This window comes from Shewanella sp. SM69, assembly GCF_025653985.1.
Classification (GTDB): domain Bacteria; phylum Pseudomonadota; class Gammaproteobacteria; order Enterobacterales; family Shewanellaceae; genus Shewanella; species Shewanella oncorhynchi.
Window position 1 is genome coordinate 1 of the sequence record NZ_JAKKRV010000002.1, and the last position, 19,844, is coordinate 19,844.

General features: G+C 47.6%; 15 protein-coding genes and 5 pseudogenes. 10 read left to right on the top strand and 10 right to left on the bottom strand.

The window, feature by feature from the left end:
* Nucleotides 1-73: 73 nt before the first annotated feature.
* Nucleotides 74-310: a hypothetical protein gene (locus tag L5M37_RS03405; protein WP_259581254.1), complete on the bottom strand. Its 237-nt coding sequence runs from the start codon at nucleotides 308-310 to the stop codon at nucleotides 74-76.
* 222 nt (nucleotides 311-532) lie between these two features.
* Nucleotides 533-757, bottom strand: a pseudogene (locus tag L5M37_RS03410) (IS5/IS1182 family transposase); the annotation flags it as partial.
* Between L5M37_RS03410 and L5M37_RS03415 the strand changes: the two are divergent.
* The 6 genes and pseudogenes from L5M37_RS03415 to L5M37_RS03440 form a co-directional block, all read left to right on the top strand.
* Nucleotides 744-1,046, top strand: a pseudogene (locus tag L5M37_RS03415) (transposase); the annotation flags it as partial. The pseudogenes L5M37_RS03410 and L5M37_RS03415 overlap by 14 nt on opposite strands.
* 661 nt (nucleotides 1,047-1,707) lie before the next feature.
* A complete protein-coding gene (locus L5M37_RS03420) occupies nucleotides 1,708-2,142 on the top strand; it encodes a DUF2057 family protein (protein ID WP_011918421.1) in 435 nt (144 codons plus the stop codon).
* A gap of 120 nt (nucleotides 2,143-2,262) precedes the next feature.
* On the top strand, nucleotides 2,263-2,733 hold the full coding sequence (locus L5M37_RS03425) for a MerR family transcriptional regulator (RefSeq protein WP_011918420.1): 471 nt from the start codon (nucleotides 2,263-2,265) through the stop codon (nucleotides 2,731-2,733).
* Nucleotides 2,733-4,979, top strand: a complete 2,247-nt coding sequence (locus L5M37_RS03430) for a heavy metal translocating P-type ATPase (RefSeq protein ID WP_011918419.1) — start codon at nucleotides 2,733-2,735, stop codon at nucleotides 4,977-4,979. The genes L5M37_RS03425 and L5M37_RS03430 overlap by 1 nt, the downstream gene beginning before the upstream one ends.
* Before the next feature lie 10 nt (nucleotides 4,980-4,989).
* Nucleotides 4,990-5,340: a cupredoxin domain-containing protein gene (locus tag L5M37_RS03435; RefSeq protein ID WP_011918418.1), complete on the top strand. Its 351-nt coding sequence runs from the start codon at nucleotides 4,990-4,992 to the stop codon at nucleotides 5,338-5,340.
* Nucleotides 5,341-5,712: 372 nt separating this feature from the next.
* Nucleotides 5,713-5,820: pseudogene (locus L5M37_RS03440) on the top strand (IS5/IS1182 family transposase); the annotation flags it as partial.
* Here L5M37_RS03440 and L5M37_RS24150 read toward each other — a convergent pair.
* Nucleotides 5,820-5,993, bottom strand: a pseudogene (locus L5M37_RS24150) (twin-arginine translocation signal domain-containing protein); the annotation flags it as partial. The pseudogenes L5M37_RS03440 and L5M37_RS24150 sit on opposite strands and share 1 nt — an antisense overlap.
* 234 nt (nucleotides 5,994-6,227) lie before the next feature.
* On the opposite strand from L5M37_RS24150, the gene L5M37_RS03450 reads away from it, so the two are divergent.
* Together L5M37_RS03450 and L5M37_RS03455 are read left to right on the top strand one after the other, a co-directional pair.
* On the top strand, nucleotides 6,228-6,677 hold the full coding sequence (locus L5M37_RS03450; protein ID WP_011918417.1) for a hypothetical protein: 450 nt from the start codon (nucleotides 6,228-6,230) through the stop codon (nucleotides 6,675-6,677).
* 288 nt (nucleotides 6,678-6,965) lie between these two features.
* Nucleotides 6,966-7,703, top strand: coding sequence for a peptidoglycan DD-metalloendopeptidase family protein (locus L5M37_RS03455; protein WP_011918416.1), 738 nt, complete (start codon nucleotides 6,966-6,968; stop codon nucleotides 7,701-7,703).
* Here L5M37_RS03455 and L5M37_RS03460 read toward each other — a convergent pair.
* The 7 genes and pseudogenes from L5M37_RS03460 to silC form a co-directional block, all read right to left on the bottom strand.
* Nucleotides 7,682-7,934: pseudogene (locus L5M37_RS03460) on the bottom strand (DUF2933 domain-containing protein). The gene L5M37_RS03455 and the pseudogene L5M37_RS03460 overlap by 22 nt on opposite strands.
* Nucleotides 7,935-7,974: 40 nt before the next feature.
* The gene (gene silP / locus L5M37_RS03465; protein WP_259581252.1) at nucleotides 7,975-10,422 is read right to left on the bottom strand and encodes an Ag(+)-translocating P-type ATPase SilP; all 2,448 of its coding nucleotides are present in this window, start codon (nucleotides 10,420-10,422) and stop codon (nucleotides 7,975-7,977) included.
* 126 nt (nucleotides 10,423-10,548) lie between these two features.
* Nucleotides 10,549-10,989 carry a DUF411 domain-containing protein gene (locus L5M37_RS03470; protein ID WP_000758228.1) on the bottom strand — a complete coding sequence of 147 codons (441 nt, stop codon included), beginning with the start codon at nucleotides 10,987-10,989 and terminating at the stop codon, nucleotides 10,549-10,551.
* Nucleotides 10,990-11,075: 86 nt separating this feature from the next.
* Nucleotides 11,076-14,222 carry a Cu(+)/Ag(+) efflux RND transporter permease subunit SilA gene (gene silA / locus L5M37_RS03475; protein ID WP_263199415.1) on the bottom strand — a complete coding sequence of 1,049 codons (3,147 nt, stop codon included), beginning with the start codon at nucleotides 14,220-14,222 and terminating at the stop codon, nucleotides 11,076-11,078.
* Between the two features lie 10 nt (nucleotides 14,223-14,232).
* Nucleotides 14,233-15,525 (bottom strand): Cu(+)/Ag(+) efflux RND transporter periplasmic adaptor subunit SilB, encoded by a 1,293-nt coding sequence (gene silB / locus L5M37_RS03480; RefSeq protein WP_259560931.1) that lies wholly within the window; start codon nucleotides 15,523-15,525, stop codon nucleotides 14,233-14,235.
* A 113-nt stretch (nucleotides 15,526-15,638) separates the two neighbouring features.
* On the bottom strand, nucleotides 15,639-15,992 hold the full coding sequence (cusF, locus tag L5M37_RS03485) for a cation efflux system protein CusF (protein ID WP_001246153.1): 354 nt from the start codon (nucleotides 15,990-15,992) through the stop codon (nucleotides 15,639-15,641).
* A 28-nt stretch (nucleotides 15,993-16,020) separates the two neighbouring features.
* On the bottom strand, nucleotides 16,021-17,406 hold the full coding sequence (silC, locus tag L5M37_RS03490) for a Cu(+)/Ag(+) efflux RND transporter outer membrane channel SilC (RefSeq protein WP_259560926.1): 1,386 nt from the start codon (nucleotides 17,404-17,406) through the stop codon (nucleotides 16,021-16,023).
* Between the two features lie 189 nt (nucleotides 17,407-17,595).
* Here silC and silR point away from each other — a divergent pair, with 189 nt between their 5' ends.
* A complete protein-coding gene (silR, locus tag L5M37_RS03495) occupies nucleotides 17,596-18,276 on the top strand; it encodes a copper/silver response regulator transcription factor SilR (protein WP_011918411.1) in 681 nt (226 codons plus the stop codon).
* Nucleotides 18,269-19,744 (top strand): copper/silver sensor histidine kinase SilS, encoded by a 1,476-nt coding sequence (gene silS / locus L5M37_RS03500; RefSeq protein WP_011918410.1) that lies wholly within the window; start codon nucleotides 18,269-18,271, stop codon nucleotides 19,742-19,744. Before silR ends, silS begins: the two co-directional genes overlap by 8 nt.
* Nucleotides 19,745-19,844: the final 100 nt, after the last annotated feature.

Sequence of the window (19,844 nt, forward strand, 5' to 3'; positions counted from 1 at the left end):
CTCGCTCGGATTGCGCGGTAATTGGCTCATAAGACTCCAAAGCCCTGTATTACAGGGCTTAATAAATTTGATGTTAGATATTTGATTGATTGCGCATGTAAGCGCGATACCAGCTACGACATTGCTTTTCAAAGCTGGCCTCAGAACGTGCGGAAAGTGTGTTACCCATGAAGCCACCGCCCACACAAATTTGTCTGCCTAAAGTCCCGCTGCGACCTTGGGATTCAAGACGAATATATCCTCCGTCTAACGGGATCCAGAAGTTAAAAGTTTCACCAGTTTTACGAGATTTGATTGATAGATTTGCCATGATACTTTCCTTCGCCTCACCCGCTTATGCGCTTCGGCTCTCCGATGGTTAACGCACGATGCACTAACCTTAAACATAGTGTATGACAGTTGTCATACTGAGGCAAGCGATATTTTTGGGGACCTCTCAGAAAACGGAAAATAAAGCACGTTAAGCCCATTGCAGAGGCGTTGTTGCCTAAATCAATCTTAGGTATGCCTTTTCCTAAAAGGGTTCCTGGTATTAATTGACCCTCTGGCGAATAGGCATACCCAGTCCTATGACTTTGTTCATCACTTTCACACCAGCCAGTGCCTCGCCGACTTGGCCGTTGTAGTCCCGCAGGCTCAATTTCGGGCTAATCAGTTGCTTGTAACGATACATAGCTGTTTCTGACAGGGAGCGTTGGTGATAGTCATTCTCTTGTTTCCATTGTTTGAGTTCATCACTTTTCAGAGCGTTAATTGCCGAACAAGCAGCGATAGTCGTTCGAGAACATTAGGGCATAGAATCGATGCGCTGGGTGCTTGATGTCAGTATGAGTGAGGATGTATGTCTGATATACAATGCTCACGGGGCGGAAAATCTATCATGCCTGCATCATATGAGCTTGAATATGTTAGGAGCAGAGCCGACGAAGATAAGCATTGTTAGAAAACAAAAGCGATGCATGATGAATCCATCGATGCTTAAAGTAGTATTAAAGACTGGATTTAGTAGCTCGGTTACAAATAAAATACTCATGCGGTGGCCCTGAGTCCTGTGCTCTCTGCAATATCCCTTGGGCATATCTACATAGTACAGAGCACATATCCCGCCCAGGTCTGCATCTCCCCAGTGTTATGTCAGGGTAAGGATTCATTGAATAGTTTAATAATTGTAAGTTGAATATCTTAATAGACCTAGGATTGTGACTTACGTCATGGAATTTGATTCTAAAATTTGCTAACGTAGTCCATATGATTAAATTGAGTATAATAGCATGATTAAGATTTTGCTAAATTTAGCAGTTATATTGACATTAATAACACAGTTATTAGTGCCAAGTAATGCTATGTCTAGCGATATATCTGCTTCAAGTATGCAATCTAACTCTATGTCACATTCAGTTATGATGGACAATGATTGTGATGACGATAACTATAACTGTTGTGCCGAAGATTCAAGTCACTGTATTAGCCATTGCCATGTAGTCGCTAATGCATTTGTTTTGTTATCGGGCTCAAATTTAATTAACAATCCATTCACAAGTTCTAAAGTTGACTCGACTTTATGGATATCAACTCCGGTTTCGCTTGGAAGTCAAAATCCCCCTCCAATGGCTTAATTCTTTATTTTAATTAATCACTTACTATTAATTTATAAAGATTTTTGTTGCTCGTTTACTTATGAGCATCATAAAGCTTCTGGAGTTTCTTATGAAAAAATTTATCGCAATTACACTTTTATCTTTAGCTAGCACAGTTTCAATGGCTGCTACTATTACATTACCTGATTATCTTATTTTTACTTCCGTTGATGGCCAGTCTGTGGCTAATAAGGGACAGATTGACATTGAACCTGGTCAGCATTTGCTTGAACTTCAGTTTTATGATGATTACTCAACGGGAGCAGATGACACTAATTTTGTAAAATCTGATGCATTATATTGGAGTTTGAATTTAACTAAGAACGAAGATATTCAGGTTAGAGCTAAGGATATTTTCACTACAAAATCTGCTCGCAAATTTATCGACTCCCCTCAGATCACAATAGACACGGCTAGCTTAAAAGGCGAATCAGTTAAGCTGGTTAACCATGCAGAGTTAATGTCTATCATTATGAAACAACACAGTAAAATGATGAATCATTAATTGGATTAATAGGGCGCTATCATAGCGCCCTATCAATACCTAATATACTTCTTGAGCTGTGTGTTACACACAGAGTTATAGTTGAACTATCGTAGTTATTTATGATGGTTTGGAGGTTGTATGAAAGTGGCTCAACTCGCTAATAAATTGGGTGTATCCGCTGATACTGTGCGTTTTTATACTCGAATTGGATTACTCAATCCAAGCAAATCTCCCAATAATGGTTATAAAACATTCAACCATAAAGATATGGTGAGGATGCAATTTATTTTGAGTGCTCGAAATTTAGGATTTTCTGTCGAAGATATTAAAGTTATTTTTTCTAAGACTGATCTTGGGGATAGTGCATGTCAACTTGTACGCGAATTAATTAAAGTAAAGCTGCTTGAAACTGAGCAACAGTTCAACGAAATGGTGAAATTAAGAAGTAAGCTTTCTAAGGAGGTACAAGATTGGTCTCAAATGCCTGACAACATACCCACAGGAAACATGATTTGCCATTTAATAGAGAATACAAATCAAGAGGATATAGTTTCAGAAGAATTAGGAGTTCCCCATTATGTTGATAAAGCTTCAATGGAGATTAAGTGATGACTAAAACAGGCTATACTACAATACAACTCAATATCCTCGGCGCAGGTTGCGCGAGTTGTGTTGGCAAAATTGAAAAAGCGATTAACTGCGTGCAAGGCGTTGATTCGGCCGAAATGAACTTTGCCGACAGAACAGTACTTGTTTCGGGTAACGCATCTGCCGAGTTGATTATAAAAGCAGTAGAAAGCGCTGGTTATAATGCCACTCAAATACAGGCTGAGTCGGCAGAAGATGCCATGAACGAGAAAGAACAGGCTGATTTACAACATTATAAAAGTTTATTACGCCATACCATTATCGCTTTGTCCGTCGGTATCCCGTTGATGATTTATGGACTGTTTATTGGCGAAATGACGGTATCAACCCTATTAGAGCAAACTGTGTGGGGACTGGTCGGTGTGGTGACTCTGGCAATTATGCTTATATCAGGTAGGCATTTTTATATCGGCGCTTGGAAATCATTTTTAAACCATAATGCCAATATGGACACCCTCATTGCCTTAGGTACCGGTACTGCTTGGGTTTACTCGATGTTGATTGTTTCATTTCCACAATTGTTCCCCGAGATGGCAAGACATGTTTACTTTGAAGCGACCGCGATGATTATTGGTTTAATTAATCTTGGTTTAGCACTAGAAGTTAAAGCGCGCGGTAAAACCTCTGAAGCGATTAAGCGTCTCATTGGTTTGCAAGCTAAAACTGCTCGGGTTATCCGTGATGGGAAAGACCTCGACATCGATATTGCTCATGTATTACTTAATGATCATGTAAAAGTTCGCCCTGGCGAAAAAATTCCAGTCGATGGGGTGGTTTTTGAGGGTAACAGCACCATTGATGAATCAATGTTGACCGGTGAGCCAATGCCTGTTGAAAAAGTGATAGGTGACGATGTGTTCACTGGCACCTTGAATAAATCAGGCTCAATCATATTTAAAGCCACTCGTGTAGGTAAGGATACCGCACTGGCTCGCATTATTAGTATGGTCAAACGGGCGCAAAACTCTAAGCCGCCGATTGGGCGTTTAGCAGATGTCATAGCCGCTTACTTTGTGCCCGCTATTATGATCATCGCTATAGTCAGTGCCATGGTGTGGTTTAATTTTGGCCCTGAGCCGTCAAGTGTATTTGCCATCGTGTCTGCAACAACAATATTAATTATTGCTTGTCCTTGTGCGCTAGGTCTCGCAACGCCAATGTCAGTGATGGTTGGCGTTGGTAAGGCAGCTGAATCGGGGGTGCTTATTCGTAACGGTGAAGCATTGCAAACCGCGTCTAAAATAACCGCCATGATAATAGATAAAACCGGCACCATTACTGAAGGTAAACCGCAAGTTACCGATATTATTTTGGTTAATGCCGACAGTGAAGAGCAGGTACTTGCCTTGTCTGCTGGAATCGAAAGTCACTCCGAACATCCACTCGCGCAAGCTATTGTAGAAAGTGCGAATGATAGAGGTATAGAAGCCATTGACACTGAGCACTTCAATGCCATTTCAGGTAAAGGTGTAGAAGCTGAAGTGGATGGCCAGACATTACTATTTGGTAATTTAAAACTGATGTTAGACAAACACATTGATATTGGCCTTCACGAAGCTAAGGCTCAAGTGTTAGCTGAAAATGCTAAAACACCAATGTATTTAGCGCTTGCAGGGCAATTACTGGCTATTATTGCGGTATCAGATCCGATAAAGCCTGATTCAATTGAAGCGATTGCGAGACTGAAACTCAATGGCATCAAAGTGATTATGTTAACCGGGGACAATAAAGCGACCGCCGCAGCAGTGGCTAAAAAAGTTGGTATTGATGATTTTTTCGCAGAAGTCATGCCAGAAGATAAAGCCAATAAAGTAGCTGAACTTCAGCAACAAAATGAAGTGGTTGGCATGACTGGCGATGGGATTAATGACGCCCCCGCATTAGCGTTAGCCGATGTTGGCTTTGCTATTGGAACAGGCACTGATGTGGCGATAGAAAGCGCTGATGTGACCTTAATGCGCGGATCACTTCATGGCTTAGCCGATGCGATAGCCATTAGTAAAGCAACGCTGCGCAACATTAAACAAAACTTGTTTGGCGCGTTTATATACAACGTCGCGGGTATTCCCTTAGCAGCAGGTGTGCTTTTTCCTGTTTTTGGTATTTTGCTAAATCCAGTGATTGCTGGCGCTGCGATGGCCTTTTCATCACTTACCGTAGTGAGTAACGCTAACCGTTTACGTTTGTTTAAAGCCAAGGAACACTAGGAGGCATAATATGTTAATTAATTTACTGTGTATCGCATTAATCGGTTTTATCATTTGGTGGTTTTGGCTATATAAACCGGCAAACGATTCTAGTGTTGACGCTAGTACATTGATACTGGTTAAAGACGGTGTGTATACGCCAGCACGGATTAAAATTTCGGCTAATAGACCAACAGAGATAACCTTTTTACGCCAAGATAAATCCGGATGTTCAGCCACTGTCTTGCTACCCTACTTGGAGATTAGCCAAGATTTAGCGCTGGATAAAACGACGACGATAGCCTTACCGGCACTGGAAAAAGGTGAGTATCCATTTCATTGCCAGATGCAAATGTATAAGGGTGTATTGATTGTTGAGTAAACACTAGATATCTATGCGTACTTTTCAATATTTTGGTATCAGTGATGAATATAATAGCAGTATTAAAATGAGCATTTTTAACTTTGCCATCAATATCTTGATTCTAACCTAAGCTGTTTACGGTCTAGGTTAGAAAATTGACCGTTTTTTATTAATTACTTTTTACCTAAATCATCAGAAAAATGATGAGTTAATGATTAAGAGAGATATTATGTGTGATTTTGAACATAGACCGGGCGTTAAAGAAGCGACTTTAGTTGTCAGAAACCTAAGATTAACTGGAGTAGATAATGGCGTTGTTGCCTAAATGAATGAACCTTCCGTCTCAGATGCGATCAGATCCTGTGAATACCACGCAGGAACCGCTATCAGATGGGCAAATCTAAATCTCGCATTACCAATTGGCCGGAATATAACAAGGCGTTGACCAACCGAGGCTCACTGACTTTTTGGATAGACGAGCAGGCGCTCAACCTCTGGATATTGACGGCCGTTTCACCAATGGTCAGGTCAAACTGAGTACCCTGCAGGGATGCGGCAACTGGCAGGCTCAGACTGGAACGCGCATTGAAACTCCATACGCCAAGACTTCCGGCTACGCCAGAGAGGGTTAACCCCTTCAGGAAAGTTCGTCGAGACGTTTTCAACAGCATGCGCATTCCCTTATTTAAAGTATGGTTACTGACAGAATTCGAGAACCGATTTAAATTAAATTACTGGTTCATCCACTTACAATGAAATGAAGCTAGCACACCTTAAGAAACAAATTCATTACAATCGTGTAATGTACATAGCTGTATTACATTTACGTCATCTTCCCCACAGGTTGATTATTTTTATATATGATCATAAGGACATCTTTTATGTACCTCAGAAGGTAATTACACATGAATATATTAATCACGACCACTGCGTTTACAGCTTTATTTTGTGGGGCAGCTTTTGCTCAGTCCAGTGATATTGCCCATGAAGCACATCGATTTGTTAATAATGCCTCAGCCGTCAGTCATGTGAATTCCTCGACGCATGAAAATTTGCCGGACAGGATTAATAAAAACAGCACGCCCTCATTCTCTGAAATGAATGAACATGAAAGGGCCATTGTTGCTCATTCATTTATGAACAACAGCCCGTCCTATGCACATCAGAAAATGATTGAGGAACATAAAAAAATGCTGTCCGAGAGTGGTGAAAATTCAAAGACCTTCTCTTCTTCTTTTAACGAACTGAATGCCGGAGAGAAAGCCGCCCTCGTGCATGAGCAGGTCAATAATGCCGGTGCGGAAGCTCATCAGACGCAGGCAAGAAAGCTTCGCGGCCTGTATTCGTCCAGGTAACTGCAGGCGGGTTAGTGCTTAGCGTCAGGTGCGCAGCAGGGCTTTACTGACGGGTTACGTAGCAGGACATGAGCCCCATATTGCTCTGCCGTAACCTGTATCAGTCCCGTTAATCATCACCGTCGGGCTGGTCATACAGTTCCCAGAGCTTCAGGAGCAAACGGGAAACAAGATATGTTACAAAAATGACGACCATCAACGGTGCTCCCGATTAACTGACAGATGACACGCCTCCTGAAAACCCCTAGCATACGCCGCAGTGTTCATGCTAACGGCGAATTCCAGTAAATGTATTCTACCGATGTCGTAAAAGAAAATGCCTGCCTTTCAGCCACCCGCTCGGGGCTGGAATCGAACGAGATCGCTACTCTTCAGCGCTCCTTGCCTTCCCGGTTTAATCTGCGGCATTTGAAAAAAAATGAATCATTAAAACTCGTACTGCAAAAGAAAGCGGGAAAATCACGTGTCGTGGCCTATAAATTTACGTCCGGTTCATTTAATTACACGGCGTATCGTATATCAGATAAAAAGTTCTATAACCTTTCCGATACTTCCGGGAAAGGCAGTCTCGATTATCCGTTACCGGCCACAGCAAGACTCAGTTCGCCTTTCAATCCTGCAAGACTTAACCCGGTATCCGGAAAAGTGAGTCCCCATAATGGCATTGATTATTCCATGCCCATGAACACGAAAATAGTCAGCGTCATCGACGGAAAAATCACCCGGGCCGAATACAACAGTACCATGGGATATTTTGTTGAAGTAACGGGAAAAGCCGGTGTTAAAACTCGCTATCTCCACCTCAATAAAATACTCGTTACTAAAGGGGCCAGGGTTACACGGGGAGGTGCTATTGCGTTATCCGGTAACAGCGGACGTTCATCCGGTCCTCATCTGCATTACGAGCTGGTCATCAATAACAACCCTGTTAACTCTCTGGCGTTCCGGGCAGCGGCACCCGCTGATAACAAACTCGAACAGCATGCCTTTGCGCATGCCAGAGACTACGAACGATACCTGGACTGATAACGGGACCGCGACGCGGCCCCGTCTGCCGGATTAATTTTTTTTATCGTTTTCACTTCCGTGATGTTGATGATCTCCATGCCCTCCGTGGCCGTGGAAAAGATGCATTAGCGGGCAGACCAGCAATAACAGATATGGCCAGTAACCTGCCACATGTGACCAGTGTTCGCGCAGGAGGGCAAATGCCGCGATCGCGGCGACAGCAATAAGCGCATAGGTGGTACTTTTCATACTGGACTCCTTCTGTTCGTAACTGACCCTTCACTCAGTGTTATTTCCCGAGCCTGACACTTTTCAGACGCAACGCATTCACAATGACGCTGACGGAGGAAAGAGCCATGGCCGCCGCCGCAATAACTGGCGACAGCAGTATTCCATACACAGGATAAAGCAGACCTGCAGCCACAGGCACGCCAAGTGCGTTGTAGATAAATGCAAAAAACAGATTCTGTCGGATATTTTTCATGGTGATCTCTGACAGATGACGGGCCCTGTTCAGTATCATCAAGTCGCCTTTGAGAAGGGTGACTCCGGCACTTTCAATTGCCACATCTGTACCCGTTCCCATAGCTATGCCCACGTCAGCCGCTGCCAGCGCCGGGGCATCATTTACACCGTCCCCCGCCATCGCAACCACATGACCAGACGCTTTCAGTCGGGTTATCACTGCTTTTTTGCCGTCAGGCAGAACCCCGGCTTCAACCTCATCTATTCCCAGTTTCCGTGCGACTGCTTCAGCAGTAAGCTGGTTATCCCCGGTGAGCATAACAATGCGGATCCCCGCCTGACGCAAAGCTTTAAGCGCATCCGGCGTGGTTGCTTTCACGGGATCCGAGATAGCTATCAGGCCTGCAAGGTACCCATCTGTGGCCACATAGATAACGGTAGCGCCTTCCATCCGCAACGTATCCGCAACGGCCTTTTGATTATCAATAACGATACTGTTTTCCTGCATAGCCAGTTCATTACCAATAACAACCCGTTGACCTTCAACATCGCCTGAAACACCTTTCCCCGACGGAGCATTGAAATCACTGACTGCGGGTATCATGATCCCCCTGTGCTGGGCTGCCCGGACTACAGCCATACCCAGCGGATGCTGCGAGCCTTTTTCCACTGCGGCCGCTACACGTAAAAGAGATGCTTCCCCACCCGGATTGAGACTGATAATCCCTGTCACCGTAGGCGAACCTTCCGTGAGCGTGCCTGTTTTGTCGACAACCAGCGTGTCCACTTTTTCAAGACGCTCAAGGGCTTCGGCATTCCTGATTAACACCCCGGCCTGGGCTCCTTTGCCTACCCCCACCATTATCGACATCGGTGTGGCCAGCCCCAGTGCGCAGGGGCAGGCAATAATCAGGACCGACACAGCCGCAATCAGACCGTGCGCCATCCTGGGCTCGGGCCCCCAGACAGACCAGATCACGAAAGCAACAACCGCGATAAGTATCACCAGAGGAACAAACCAGCCTGAAACGCTGTCAGCCATTCTCTGGATGGGGGCACGCGAACGCTGTGCATCAGCGACCATCTGAACAATTCGTGAGAGCATCGTTTCATCACCGACTTTCTCTGCACGGATGATAAGACTACCTGTCTGATTAATCGTCCCCCCAATGACAGGGTCACCCTTCGTTTTGGTAACCGGCATAGACTCCCCGGTCACCATCGATTCATCAACGGTTGTTTTGCCTTCGATCACGATACCGTCGACCGGAATACTCTCTCCAGGTCTGATGCGGAGCTTATCGCCAGGCAGGACATCTTCCGCATTAATATCCGTTTCATGACCGTCATGATCCAGCCGTCTGGCGGTTTTGGGGGCAAGGTTCAGAAGCGCAGTAATGGCGCCTGAGGTTTGTTCCCGTGCCCGCAGCTCAAGAACCTGTCCCAGCAGAACAAGCACTGTAATAACTGCTGCGGCTTCAAAATAAACGGCCACCAGGCCATCCATGTTTCTGAACGATGCAGGAAACCAGGAGGGGAAGACGGTTGCAATGACGCTGTAAACCCAGGCTACGCCGGTCCCCATTGCAACAAGGGTAAACATATTCAGGGAGCGGTTACGTAACGACATTCCGGCCCGGGCGAAGAATGGCCAGCCACACCACAACACGACAGGGGAGGCCAGAAGCAGCTGCAGCCATGTGTTGTACTGTGGCGGTACTGTATTCCTCAAGTCGAGAAACAGATGAGATCCCATTTCGAGTACCAGAACCGGAAACGCCAGCAACAACCCCAGCCAGAAGCGTCTTGTCATGTCGTGAAGTTCATCACTCGGCCCCGTGGATGCCGTAGCTACAAGCGGCTCCAGTGCCATTCCACAGACAGGACAGCTTCCGGGACCACTGCGGCGTATCTCCGGGTGCATCGGACATGTCCACACACCTTCAGAATTCTCTTTTTCCGCCTGGTGGTGAGGCTGTTTTATCTGATCAGGGCTGACTTCGTGATGATCGTGGTGATGGTGATGGGAATGTTCACTGGCATCTTCGGTAAGATAACGATCGGGATGGGCTTTAAATTTACTCTCACAGCTGGCGGAGCAGAAATAAAGTTGATGGTCCTGGTATCGAATGCTGCTGTGCGCCCTGTCGGGCAGGATGGCCATCCCGCACACGGGATCTCTCACCTTATGCAATACGTGGCCCTCGTCCGGGGATAATGTCTGCTCAGAAGCAGTCTGGTTGTTGTGTTGCACTGCATTGTCATTTTTCACAGTAACTCTCCTTATGCATACCGAAGCATCTTCTGTCTTCAGGGTATGTCATGGATGCGATTACCACGAATATCGCCGGCACAGGAGTGCCTGCTACCGGCGTCCCGTTATCAGCCGTTCCGCTGACTATTCGATTCGCTGGAAGACTTTTTTACTTCCATCCGGTGAGAATGCGATAACATCGTAAGCCTCTTTTCGGGCTCCCATCTCCATTCCAGGACTTCCTGCTGGCATACCGGGGGTGGCGAGACCGTATATACCCGAACCAGACTGCATTGCCTTATGTATCGTTGTCGCAGGCACATGGCCTTCAATGATCAAATTACCGGCAACCGCGGTATGACAACTTCGTAGTCCTGCAGGAATAGCATGCTTTTCTTTCAGGGCTGACAGCGCCTGATCATTCATGACGTGAGTTCGTACTTCAAACCCGTCTTTTTCCATCGCTTTGCCCCACAGGGAACAACAGCCACAGTTTTCAGATTTGTACATATCAATCACTTTTTCACTCGCCATCGCGGGTAGTGAAAGGCCGAGAGCCAGCGCCATTAGAACCACTTTTTTCATACTCACCTCTGTATATTATCGATATAAACCCTGACGTCAGGGTGAATCAGTAAAGAAGGACACCCACAGGGGGTGCCCTTTCAGGTTCAGGACACGCTTTTTTTATGTCTGCGCAGCCAGATTAATTTGTAGGCGGCAGGAATAATGAACAGGGACAGCAGCGGAGCCGTGATCATCCCACCAATCATGGGTGCCGCGATACGGCTCATGACTTCTGAACCTGCACCGGTTCCCCAGAGTATTGGCAGCAGACCCGCAATGATCACCGCCACGGTCATGGCTTTCGGCCGGACACGCAGTACGGCACCATGATAGAGGGCTTCATCAAGGCCTTCCGGTGTGAACGTCTCTTTACGGGACAATTCCGGGTGCGCTTCAATGGCATGACGCAGATATATCAGCATGACCACGCCAAACTCTGCTGCCACCCCGGCCAGGGCGATAAACCCGGTTCCGGTCGCCACTGACATATGGAAGCCCTGCCAGTACAGGAACCATATCCCGCCAACCAGGGCAAACGGCAGGCTCATCAGGATCAACAGGGCTTCATCAACCCTGCGGAATGCCAGATATAACAGGATGAAGATGATCATCACCGTCATCGGTACCATCAGTTTTAATTTCTTATTGGCGTGCTCGAGTAATTCAAACTGTCCTGAGAATGCCACACTGGTCCCCGGTCTCAGTTTCACTTTCTCACTGATGGCCGTCTTAATATCGTTCACCACCGACACCATGTCCCTGCCGCGGGCATCAACATAAATCCAGCTGGCTGGCCGGGCATTTTCGGTTTTCAGCATGGTTGGTCCGTAAACGACCTTAATATCGGCAACATCGCCCAGCGTAATTTGCTGCTTCATTGGGGTCAGGATTGGCATCTCTCTCAACGCCTGCGGACTGTTACGGTAATCCTGCGGATAGCGAATGTTAATAGGGTACCGGGCCACGCCTTCAACCGTCTCACCCACCATAGCCCCACCGATTGCTGAAGAGACGAACAGCTGGACGTCGCCCACAGTCATCCCGTACCGGGAAGCTTTTTCCCGGTTAATGTCCACATCAATATAACGTCCACCTTCCAGTCGTTCAGCCAGTACGGAAACCACACCAGGTACGGTTTTAGCGACTGCTTCGATACTCTGTGCTGTTACATCGATATCCGACAGAACAGTACCCGATACCTTAATACCTATCGGACTTTTAATGCCGGTTGAGAGCATATCAATACGGTTACGGATAGGCGGTACCCAGAGGTTGGCCAGACCCGGTAAACGGACGGTCCTGTCGAGTTCTTCAATAATCTTGTCAATCGTCATGCCTGGACGCCACTGATCCTCAGGTTTCAGTTGGATGGTGGTTTCCATCATTTCGAGCGGAGCAGAATCCGTGGCGGTCTCAGCCTTACCGGTCTTGCCAAAAACTGAGGCCACTTCAGGCACCGTTTTGATTAGTTTGTCCGTGGTCTGTAAGAGCGCAGCAGCTTCTCCAGGAGACACGCCAGGTAACGTTGACGGCATATACAACAGGTCACCTTCGTTAATCTTCGGTAAAAACTCGCCGCCCACCTGACTCAGTGGCCATATAACAGTGAAAATGGATAAAGCCGCAACCAGCAGGGTTGTTTTTGGCCAGTGTAGTACCCTGAGCAGTAACGGGTGATACGCTTTAATCAGCAACCGGTTCAGTGGGTTACTGGTCTCAGCAGGAATTTTCCCGCGGATCCAGAACTCCATCAGAATAGGGATAACAATGATTGCCAGTATGGCTGCACCCGCCATGGAATACGTTTTTGTAAAGGCCAGCGGACCAAACAGACGCCCTTCCTGCCCTTCCAGGGTAAAAATAGGAATGAACGATAATGTGATAATCAGCAGGCTGATAAACAGCGCTGGACCCACTTCAACGGAGGCGTCAGTGATAACCTTCCAGCGGGTGGCATTATCAATCTGTTCCCCGGGATGCTGATGGTCCCACTCCTCAAGCCGTTTATGCGCGTTTTCGATCATGACGATGGCGGCATCCACCATCGCTCCGACGGCTATTGCAATCCCTCCCAGCGACATAATGTTGGCATTCAGCCCCTGGAAGTGCATGACGATAAAGGCGATACACAGGCCAAGTGGCAGAGAAATAATCGCCACCAGGGCAGAACGGACATGCCAGAGGAACAGTGCGCAAACGACAGCAACAACGATAAACTCTTCAAGAAGCTTGTAACTGAGGTTGTCAATCGCACGATCGATTAACTGGCTGCGATCGTATGTCGTTACGATCTCCACTCCTTCAGGCAGGCTTGCCTTCAGCGTGTCCAGTTTATCCCTCACCGCCGTAATGACTTCGCGTGCATTTTTGCCCGAACGCAGGATCACCACTCCGCCAGCGACTTCGCCCTGACCGTTAAGCTCAGCGATACCACGCCGCATTTCCGGTCCCATTTGTATGCGGGCAACATCACGCAGGTAAACAGGTACTCCATTTTCCCCCGTTTTCAGGACGATATTTTTGAAATCATCAATAGTCTGAAGATAACCGCTGGCCCGGACCATATACTCTGACTCAGCAATTTCAACAGATGAGCCACCGGCTTCCTGGTTAGATGAGCTAAGAGCTTGTTTTACTTCTGGTAGACTGATGCCGTACTGCGTCAGTTTTACCGGGTCAAGCTGGATCTGATACTGCTTAACCACGCCGCCTACGGATGCAACTTCAGCGACATTAGGAATGGTTTTCAGCTCAAACTTCAGGAACCAGTCCTGCAGAGAACGCAGTTCTGAAAGGTCGTGTTTTCCGCTGCGATCGACAAGGGCATATTCAAAAATCCAGCCCACACCCGTGGCATCAGGACCGATTTCAGAACTCACACCAGCAGGCAGTTTTCCCTGAACCTGATTCAGATACTCCAGCACGCGAGAGCGCGCCCAGTACAGATCGGTGCCGTCTTCAAAAATGACATACACATACGAATCCCCGAACTGTGAAAAACCACGCACGGTTTTTGCGCCAGGCACGGACAGCATGGTGGTGGTAAGCGGATAGGTGACCTGGTTTTCTACAAGCTGCGGGGCCTGGCCGGGATAGCTGGTTTTGATAATGACCTGCACATCTGACAGGTCAGGCAAGGCATCTACCGGCGTGTTAATAATCGTCCATGTTCCCCAGATGCTGAGAAACAGGGCCCCCATCATGACCAGGAAACGGTTGGCGACAGAGCGCCGGATAATCCATTCAATCATCGTCGTCTCCTCAGTGCCCTGAATGCATATTTACAGGCTGGTCAGACATTGCTGGCATACTGCTTTCTGTTTTTTCAGGGTGGCGCATACGTTCCAGCGCGCCCGTAATATTGGCTTCGGAGTCAATGAGGAACAGGCCACTGACCACCACGGTATCGCCTTCATTCAGGCCGGAGCCGATGCCGGACTGTTGCTGTGATTCATGCAGAACGTGGATCTGTTTCGGCACAAACTTGCCTTCATCATCAACAGTAATCACGCGCTGTTCTTTGCCGGTATCAATAACGGCCTGGCTTGGTATCAGCAGCATCTCCTGGCTCTTGGTATTCAGTTTGAGATAGGCATTCATGCCCGGTTTGAGAAACTCATCCTTATTAGAAACCTGGAGACGGACCTGAAGCGTACGGGTTGTCTGATCCACGCTGGGAAGAATGTTCCATTTTTCGACATGGAATGTTTTATCCGGATAAGCCGGTACCGAAATTTCAAACTGCGACGTATCTTTCAGCAGATAGGCGATAGATTCTGGCACTGCAGCGCTGATCCAGACCGGGTCCATCCCCTGAATCTGAGCCACCACCTTATCTTTCGAAATATTCATGCCGGTGCGCAGGTCAAATGCAGTAATGACACCATCAATAGGTGCTTTAATGGTAAAACGGGTCTGGATTGTGCGGGTTGAACGCAGTCTTTGAATATCCTCTTCCGGCATACCAGCCAGACGAAGTCGCTCCAGAACCCCTTTTATCTGGGTTGGCGTACCGCCTGTACCGGATAGCAGCAGGAACTCACTTTGTGCCTCAACCCATTCAGGAATGGTGATATCGATAAGCGGAGTGCCTTTCTTCACATGATCGCCAATCGTCAGGGGATACACTTTTTCGACAAAACCGTCAGAGCGTGCCTGCAAAATGACAAACTGATACTCGTTGTAACTGACATTCGCCGGGATCGTCTGAGAATAATTCAGCATTCCGCGCGTGACTTTTTGCGTTTTTAATCCCAGGTTCTGAACCTGCGTTGGGTCAATACGGATCCCGCCATTGCTTTTCTCGTCGCTTTCATCAGCATATTTAGGCACAAGGTCCATATCCATAAAGGGAGATTTTCCGGGTTTATCAAATTTGGTACCCGGTTTCATCGGGTCATACCAGAAAAGTACCTTTTTCTCCGGTGCCTTTTGTTCTGTTTGTACTGTTTTTTGTGATGAGTTTACATACTGCCAGGCAGTAACCGATATCAGCCCTCCTGCTAGGAGGCTGCTGATAATTATTGCAGCATATTTTATCTTTAAAGAAGCCATACAATTTCTCGCTGAAAAATCAAAACACCTGGCATATGCGCCCGATCATTCATTCACAGTAATCCCTTAATGAATGTTCAGGCGCACTGGATGTATTCGCTCCGGACAGTCAATCAGGATTGCGTAACGTTAATGCTTTTGAGTAAGGAGATATTGCCCTGCTGAATAAACGAGAAATCGACATGGTTGCCGGTTTTCAGGGCATTGATAGCGTCGTCTGCATTAACAAAAGTGAAGCGCATGGTCATTGCAGGCCAGCCCACCGCAGGGATTGCTTCGTGCGAAATGGTGATCTTTTTACTATTCATATCAATGTCTTTAACGACACCGGTGCCCTTGATAACCTGCTGTACCGAAGCATCACTGGCAGCATTCATATCGCCATGCTGATGTGTTTCAGCATGAAGACCGGCAGAAAACATGACAGAGAAGGCACCAAATAAAACAGCTTTAAGTGAATTACGCATTTTTAATTTCCTGATTAATTAAATAAATTTATTCTACCCAACCGCCACCCAGCGCAGTAAACAGATTAATTTCGTTAACCTGTCGGGAATAGGTAAGATCGAGAATGGTTTGCTGCGTAGCGAAGAGGGAACGTTCTGCATCCAGCACTTCGATGTAACTGACAGCACCACTTGCATACAATCCTCTGGCTCGCTGGAGAGTTATCTGAAGTGAATCAAGATAACGCTGCTGTGACTCAAGTTGCTGGCTAAGGCTGTCGCGCAGCGCAAACGTGTCGGAAACATCCTTAAAGGCGGACTGAATTTTTTGTTCGTAATTAACCACCGACTGTTGCTGGCGAATTTCTGCCAGTTTGAGATAGGCTTTGTTCCTGCCGGCATTAAAAACAGGAATGTCAATTTTAGGGATAAAATTCCACATTCCGCTTCCTGGCGTGAAGAGACTGGACAGCTCCGTACTGCTTGCGGAAAGGCCACTGGTCAGGGTAATGGACGGGAAAAAGGCCGCCCGCGCTGCGCCAATATTCGCATCAGCCGCTTTCAGCTGGTATTCCGCCTCCATAATATCCGGTCGCTGCAGCAAAATTTGTGACGACAGGTTTGATGGCAGTTTAACTGGCGCGATCTCACCGCCTTTCATCCCTTTTTCTGGCGGCAGTGCACGGTACGTTCCCAGCACCAGTTGCAGGGCATTGTTTGCCTGAGCCAGATCGCCTTCTCGTTTGGCTATCTCAGCGCGGGTACTTTCGATTTGTCCCCTGGCCTGTTCAAGCGCCAGCACATTCGTACTCCCGGTCACGAGCTGTTGCTCAACGAAAGCATAGGACTGTTCGTAATTTTTCAGCGTTTCCCGCGCGATACGGAGTTGTTCATACGCCAGTTGCTGGCTGAAATAGCTTTGTGAAACGCTGGAGACCAGCAGGATATGTACAGCCCGACGGGCTTCTTCGCTGGCAAAGTAGTTCTGGCGATCAGCGTCACTCATGTTCTTGAGCTTGCCGAAAAAATCGAGCTCATAGCGGAGTTCCAGACCCGCGTCGTACTCCTGTGTGGTCGGCTTGTCGCCTTTCAGACCACCGCTGTAGGTGATCCCGGATGAGGCATTCAGCTGGGGATAACGATCTGCATCCGTGACGTTGAACTGGGCCCGGGCCTCTTCAACCTTCAGGGCAGCCATTCTCAAATTACGGTTATTAGCAAGGGCTTCCCCGATCAGCCGGGTAACCTGGGGATCGACAAAAAAGTTACGCCAGCCCGTATCCTGATAACCATTCACTGCTGGCGTAAGGCTGTTTCGGGACAGTGAAAACTGCTGGGGTACCGGTGCTGCCGGGCGCTGATATTCAGGTGCCAGAGAGACACAACCGGTCAGGATGAATATCGTGCTAATGCTGAGTAATTTTAATTTGAACATAACGCTTCTCGTCCAGGCAGACCTGGTAAATGGTTCAAATGAAGTCCAGAGTATTGATAGGGGTACTTTACCGAACGCTCTCTGTTTGTCGGGTGACAGGATAATGACAATGTTGTCATTTTTGCTGTAATCCGTTGATAATGATCGTGGGCGCAATAGAATGACCTTAGCAGCCAGCCGGGGAGCAAGATGAAAATATTGATCGTCGAAGACGAAATTAAAACAGGTGAATATCTCAGCAAAGGGCTTAGAGAGGCAGGGTTCGTAGTGGATCACGCTGATAATGGTCTTACCGGATATCATCTCGCCATGACAGCCGAGTATGATTTAGTCATTCTGGACATCATGCTGCCTGATGTGAACGGCTGGGATATCATCCGGATGCTGCGCACTGCCGGAAAGGGTATGCCGGTCTTACTGCTGACGGCCCTCGGCACGATCGAACACAGGGTCAAAGGACTGGAACTGGGTGCGGACGATTATCTGGTTAAACCCTTTGCGTTTGCCGAACTGCTAGCCCGGGTGAAAACCCTTCTGAGGCGGGGAAACACGATGATCACGGAAAGCCAGTTTAGGGTGGCTGGTCTCTCGATTGATCTCGTATCCAGAAAAGTCAGTCGCGCCGGAAACCGCATTGTGCTCACCAGTAAAGAGTTCAGCCTGCTGGAATTTTTCATTCGCCATCAGGGAGAGGTTCTTCCCCGTTCCCTGATTGCCTCTCAGGTCTGGGACATGAATTTTGACAGCGACACTAACGCGATTGATGTCGCCGTAAAGCGACTCCGCGCTAAAATAGACAACGATTACGAGACAAAGCTGATCCAGACAGTCCGGGGCGTGGGCTATATGCTGGAGGTCCCGGATGCATAGCAAACCTTCCAGGCACCCTTTCTCACTCTCCCTGCGGCTGACCTTTTTTATCAGCCTGTCCACGATACTGGCTTTTATCGCCTTCACCTGGTTTATGCTGCATTCTGTTGAAAATCATTTTGCCGAGCAGGATGTCAGCGATCTTCAACAAATCAGCACCACACTGAACCGTATACTCCAGTCCCCGGAAGATCCAGATGAAAAAAAAGTAAGCAAAATAAAGGAATCGATTGCCAGCTACCGCAACGTTGCCCTTTTGCTCCTCAATCCCAGGGGTGAGGTGCTCTTTAGTTCAGCGCAGGGGGCAGCACTACGCCCGGCCGTGAATTCAGCAGATTTTAGCGAGCACAGCCACGCACGGGATGTCTTTCTCTGGACGGTGGAGGATCCTGCGAGACCGATGGATACCGGGTCTGAAATGAAGATGGAAACATACCGGATTATCGCCTCCTCTGGCCAGGCGATATTTCAGGGCAAACAGCAGAACTATGTCATGCTGACTGGCCTCTCCATTAATTTCCATCTCCATTACCTCGATGCGCTGAAAAAAAATCTGATTGCGATTGCCGTCGTGATAAGCCTGCTGATTGTTCTGATCATTCGCATCGCTGTCCGTCAGGGGCACCTGCCCCTTCGTAATGTCAGCAATGCCATTAAAAGCATCACCTCCGAGAATCTTGATGCGCGGCTGGAACCGACACGCGTTCCCATTGAGCTGGAACAGCTGGTTATCTCGTTCAATCATATGATTGGAAAGATTGAGGATGTCTTTACCCGCCAGGCCAATTTCTCTGCCGATATCGCGCACGAGATCAGAACGCCCATCACCAATCTGGTGACGCAGACTGAAATCGCACTGAGTCAGGATCGAACCCAGAAGGAACTTGAGGATGTCCTCTACTCCAGTCTTGAAGAGTATAACCGGATGACCAAAATGGTCAGCGACATGCTGTTCCTGGCGCAGGCGGACAATAATCAGCTTATACCTGACAGGGTCCGGTTTGACCTCAGAGCAGAAGTCATGAAAGTCTTCGAGTTTTTCGAAGCCTGGGCCGAAGAACGCAATATCACGCTCAAATTTAACGGGATGCCCTGCCTGGTTGAGGGAGATCCACAAATGTTCAGAAGAGCGATCAATAATCTGTTATCCAATGCCCTGCGTTATACCCCGGAGGGACAGGCAATCACCGTCTCAATAAGAGAGCAAGAGAGCTTTTTTGACCTGGTGATTGAAAATCCGGGGAAACCAATCCCTGAAGAGCATTTATCAAGGCTTTTTGACCGTTTTTATCGGGTGGATCCGTCCAGACAACGAAAAGGAGAAGGCAGCGGCATCGGCCTTGCAATTGTGAAGTCAATCGTGGAAGCACATCACGGAAGAGTGCAGGTGGAATCGGACGTACGCTCAACTCGTTTTATCTTATCCGTGCTCAGACTGGAGCAAAGGATTCCGGAGCCCCAACACTGAGAATAAAGATTTAAATGACAAAGATGTCATTAGCCTGTCATGCAGCAAACAGAAGCCATTCGATATAATTAGTGCAACTTATCAGGAAGGCTGGATTGCT

Coding starts and splice junctions, on each gene's coding strand:
- silC (WP_259560926.1), bottom strand. CDS start 17,406: ATGTTCAAATTAAAATTACTCAGCATTAGCACGATATTCATCCTGACC.
- L5M37_RS03435 (WP_011918418.1), top strand. CDS start 4,990: ATGTTAATTAATTTACTGTGTATCGCATTAATCGGTTTTATCATTTGG.
- L5M37_RS03455 (WP_011918416.1), top strand. CDS start 6,966: ATGTATTCTACCGATGTCGTAAAAGAAAATGCCTGCCTTTCAGCCACC.
- L5M37_RS03425 (WP_011918420.1), top strand. CDS start 2,263: ATGAAAGTGGCTCAACTCGCTAATAAATTGGGTGTATCCGCTGATACT.
- silR (WP_011918411.1), top strand. CDS start 17,596: ATGAAAATATTGATCGTCGAAGACGAAATTAAAACAGGTGAATATCTC.
- silB (WP_259560931.1), bottom strand. CDS start 15,525: ATGGCTTCTTTAAAGATAAAATATGCTGCAATAATTATCAGCAGCCTC.
- L5M37_RS03470 (WP_000758228.1), bottom strand. CDS start 10,989: ATGAAAAAAGTGGTTCTAATGGCGCTGGCTCTCGGCCTTTCACTACCC.
- silS (WP_011918410.1), top strand. CDS start 18,269: ATGCATAGCAAACCTTCCAGGCACCCTTTCTCACTCTCCCTGCGGCTG.
- L5M37_RS03420 (WP_011918421.1), top strand. CDS start 1,708: ATGAAAAAATTTATCGCAATTACACTTTTATCTTTAGCTAGCACAGTT.
- cusF (WP_001246153.1), bottom strand. CDS start 15,992: ATGCGTAATTCACTTAAAGCTGTTTTATTTGGTGCCTTCTCTGTCATG.
- L5M37_RS03450 (WP_011918417.1), top strand. CDS start 6,228: ATGAATATATTAATCACGACCACTGCGTTTACAGCTTTATTTTGTGGG.
- silA (WP_263199415.1), bottom strand. CDS start 14,222: ATGATTGAATGGATTATCCGGCGCTCTGTCGCCAACCGTTTCCTGGTC.
- L5M37_RS03430 (WP_011918419.1), top strand. CDS start 2,733: ATGACTAAAACAGGCTATACTACAATACAACTCAATATCCTCGGCGCA.
- L5M37_RS03405 (WP_259581254.1), bottom strand. CDS start 310: ATGGCAAATCTATCAATCAAATCTCGTAAAACTGGTGAAACTTTTAAC.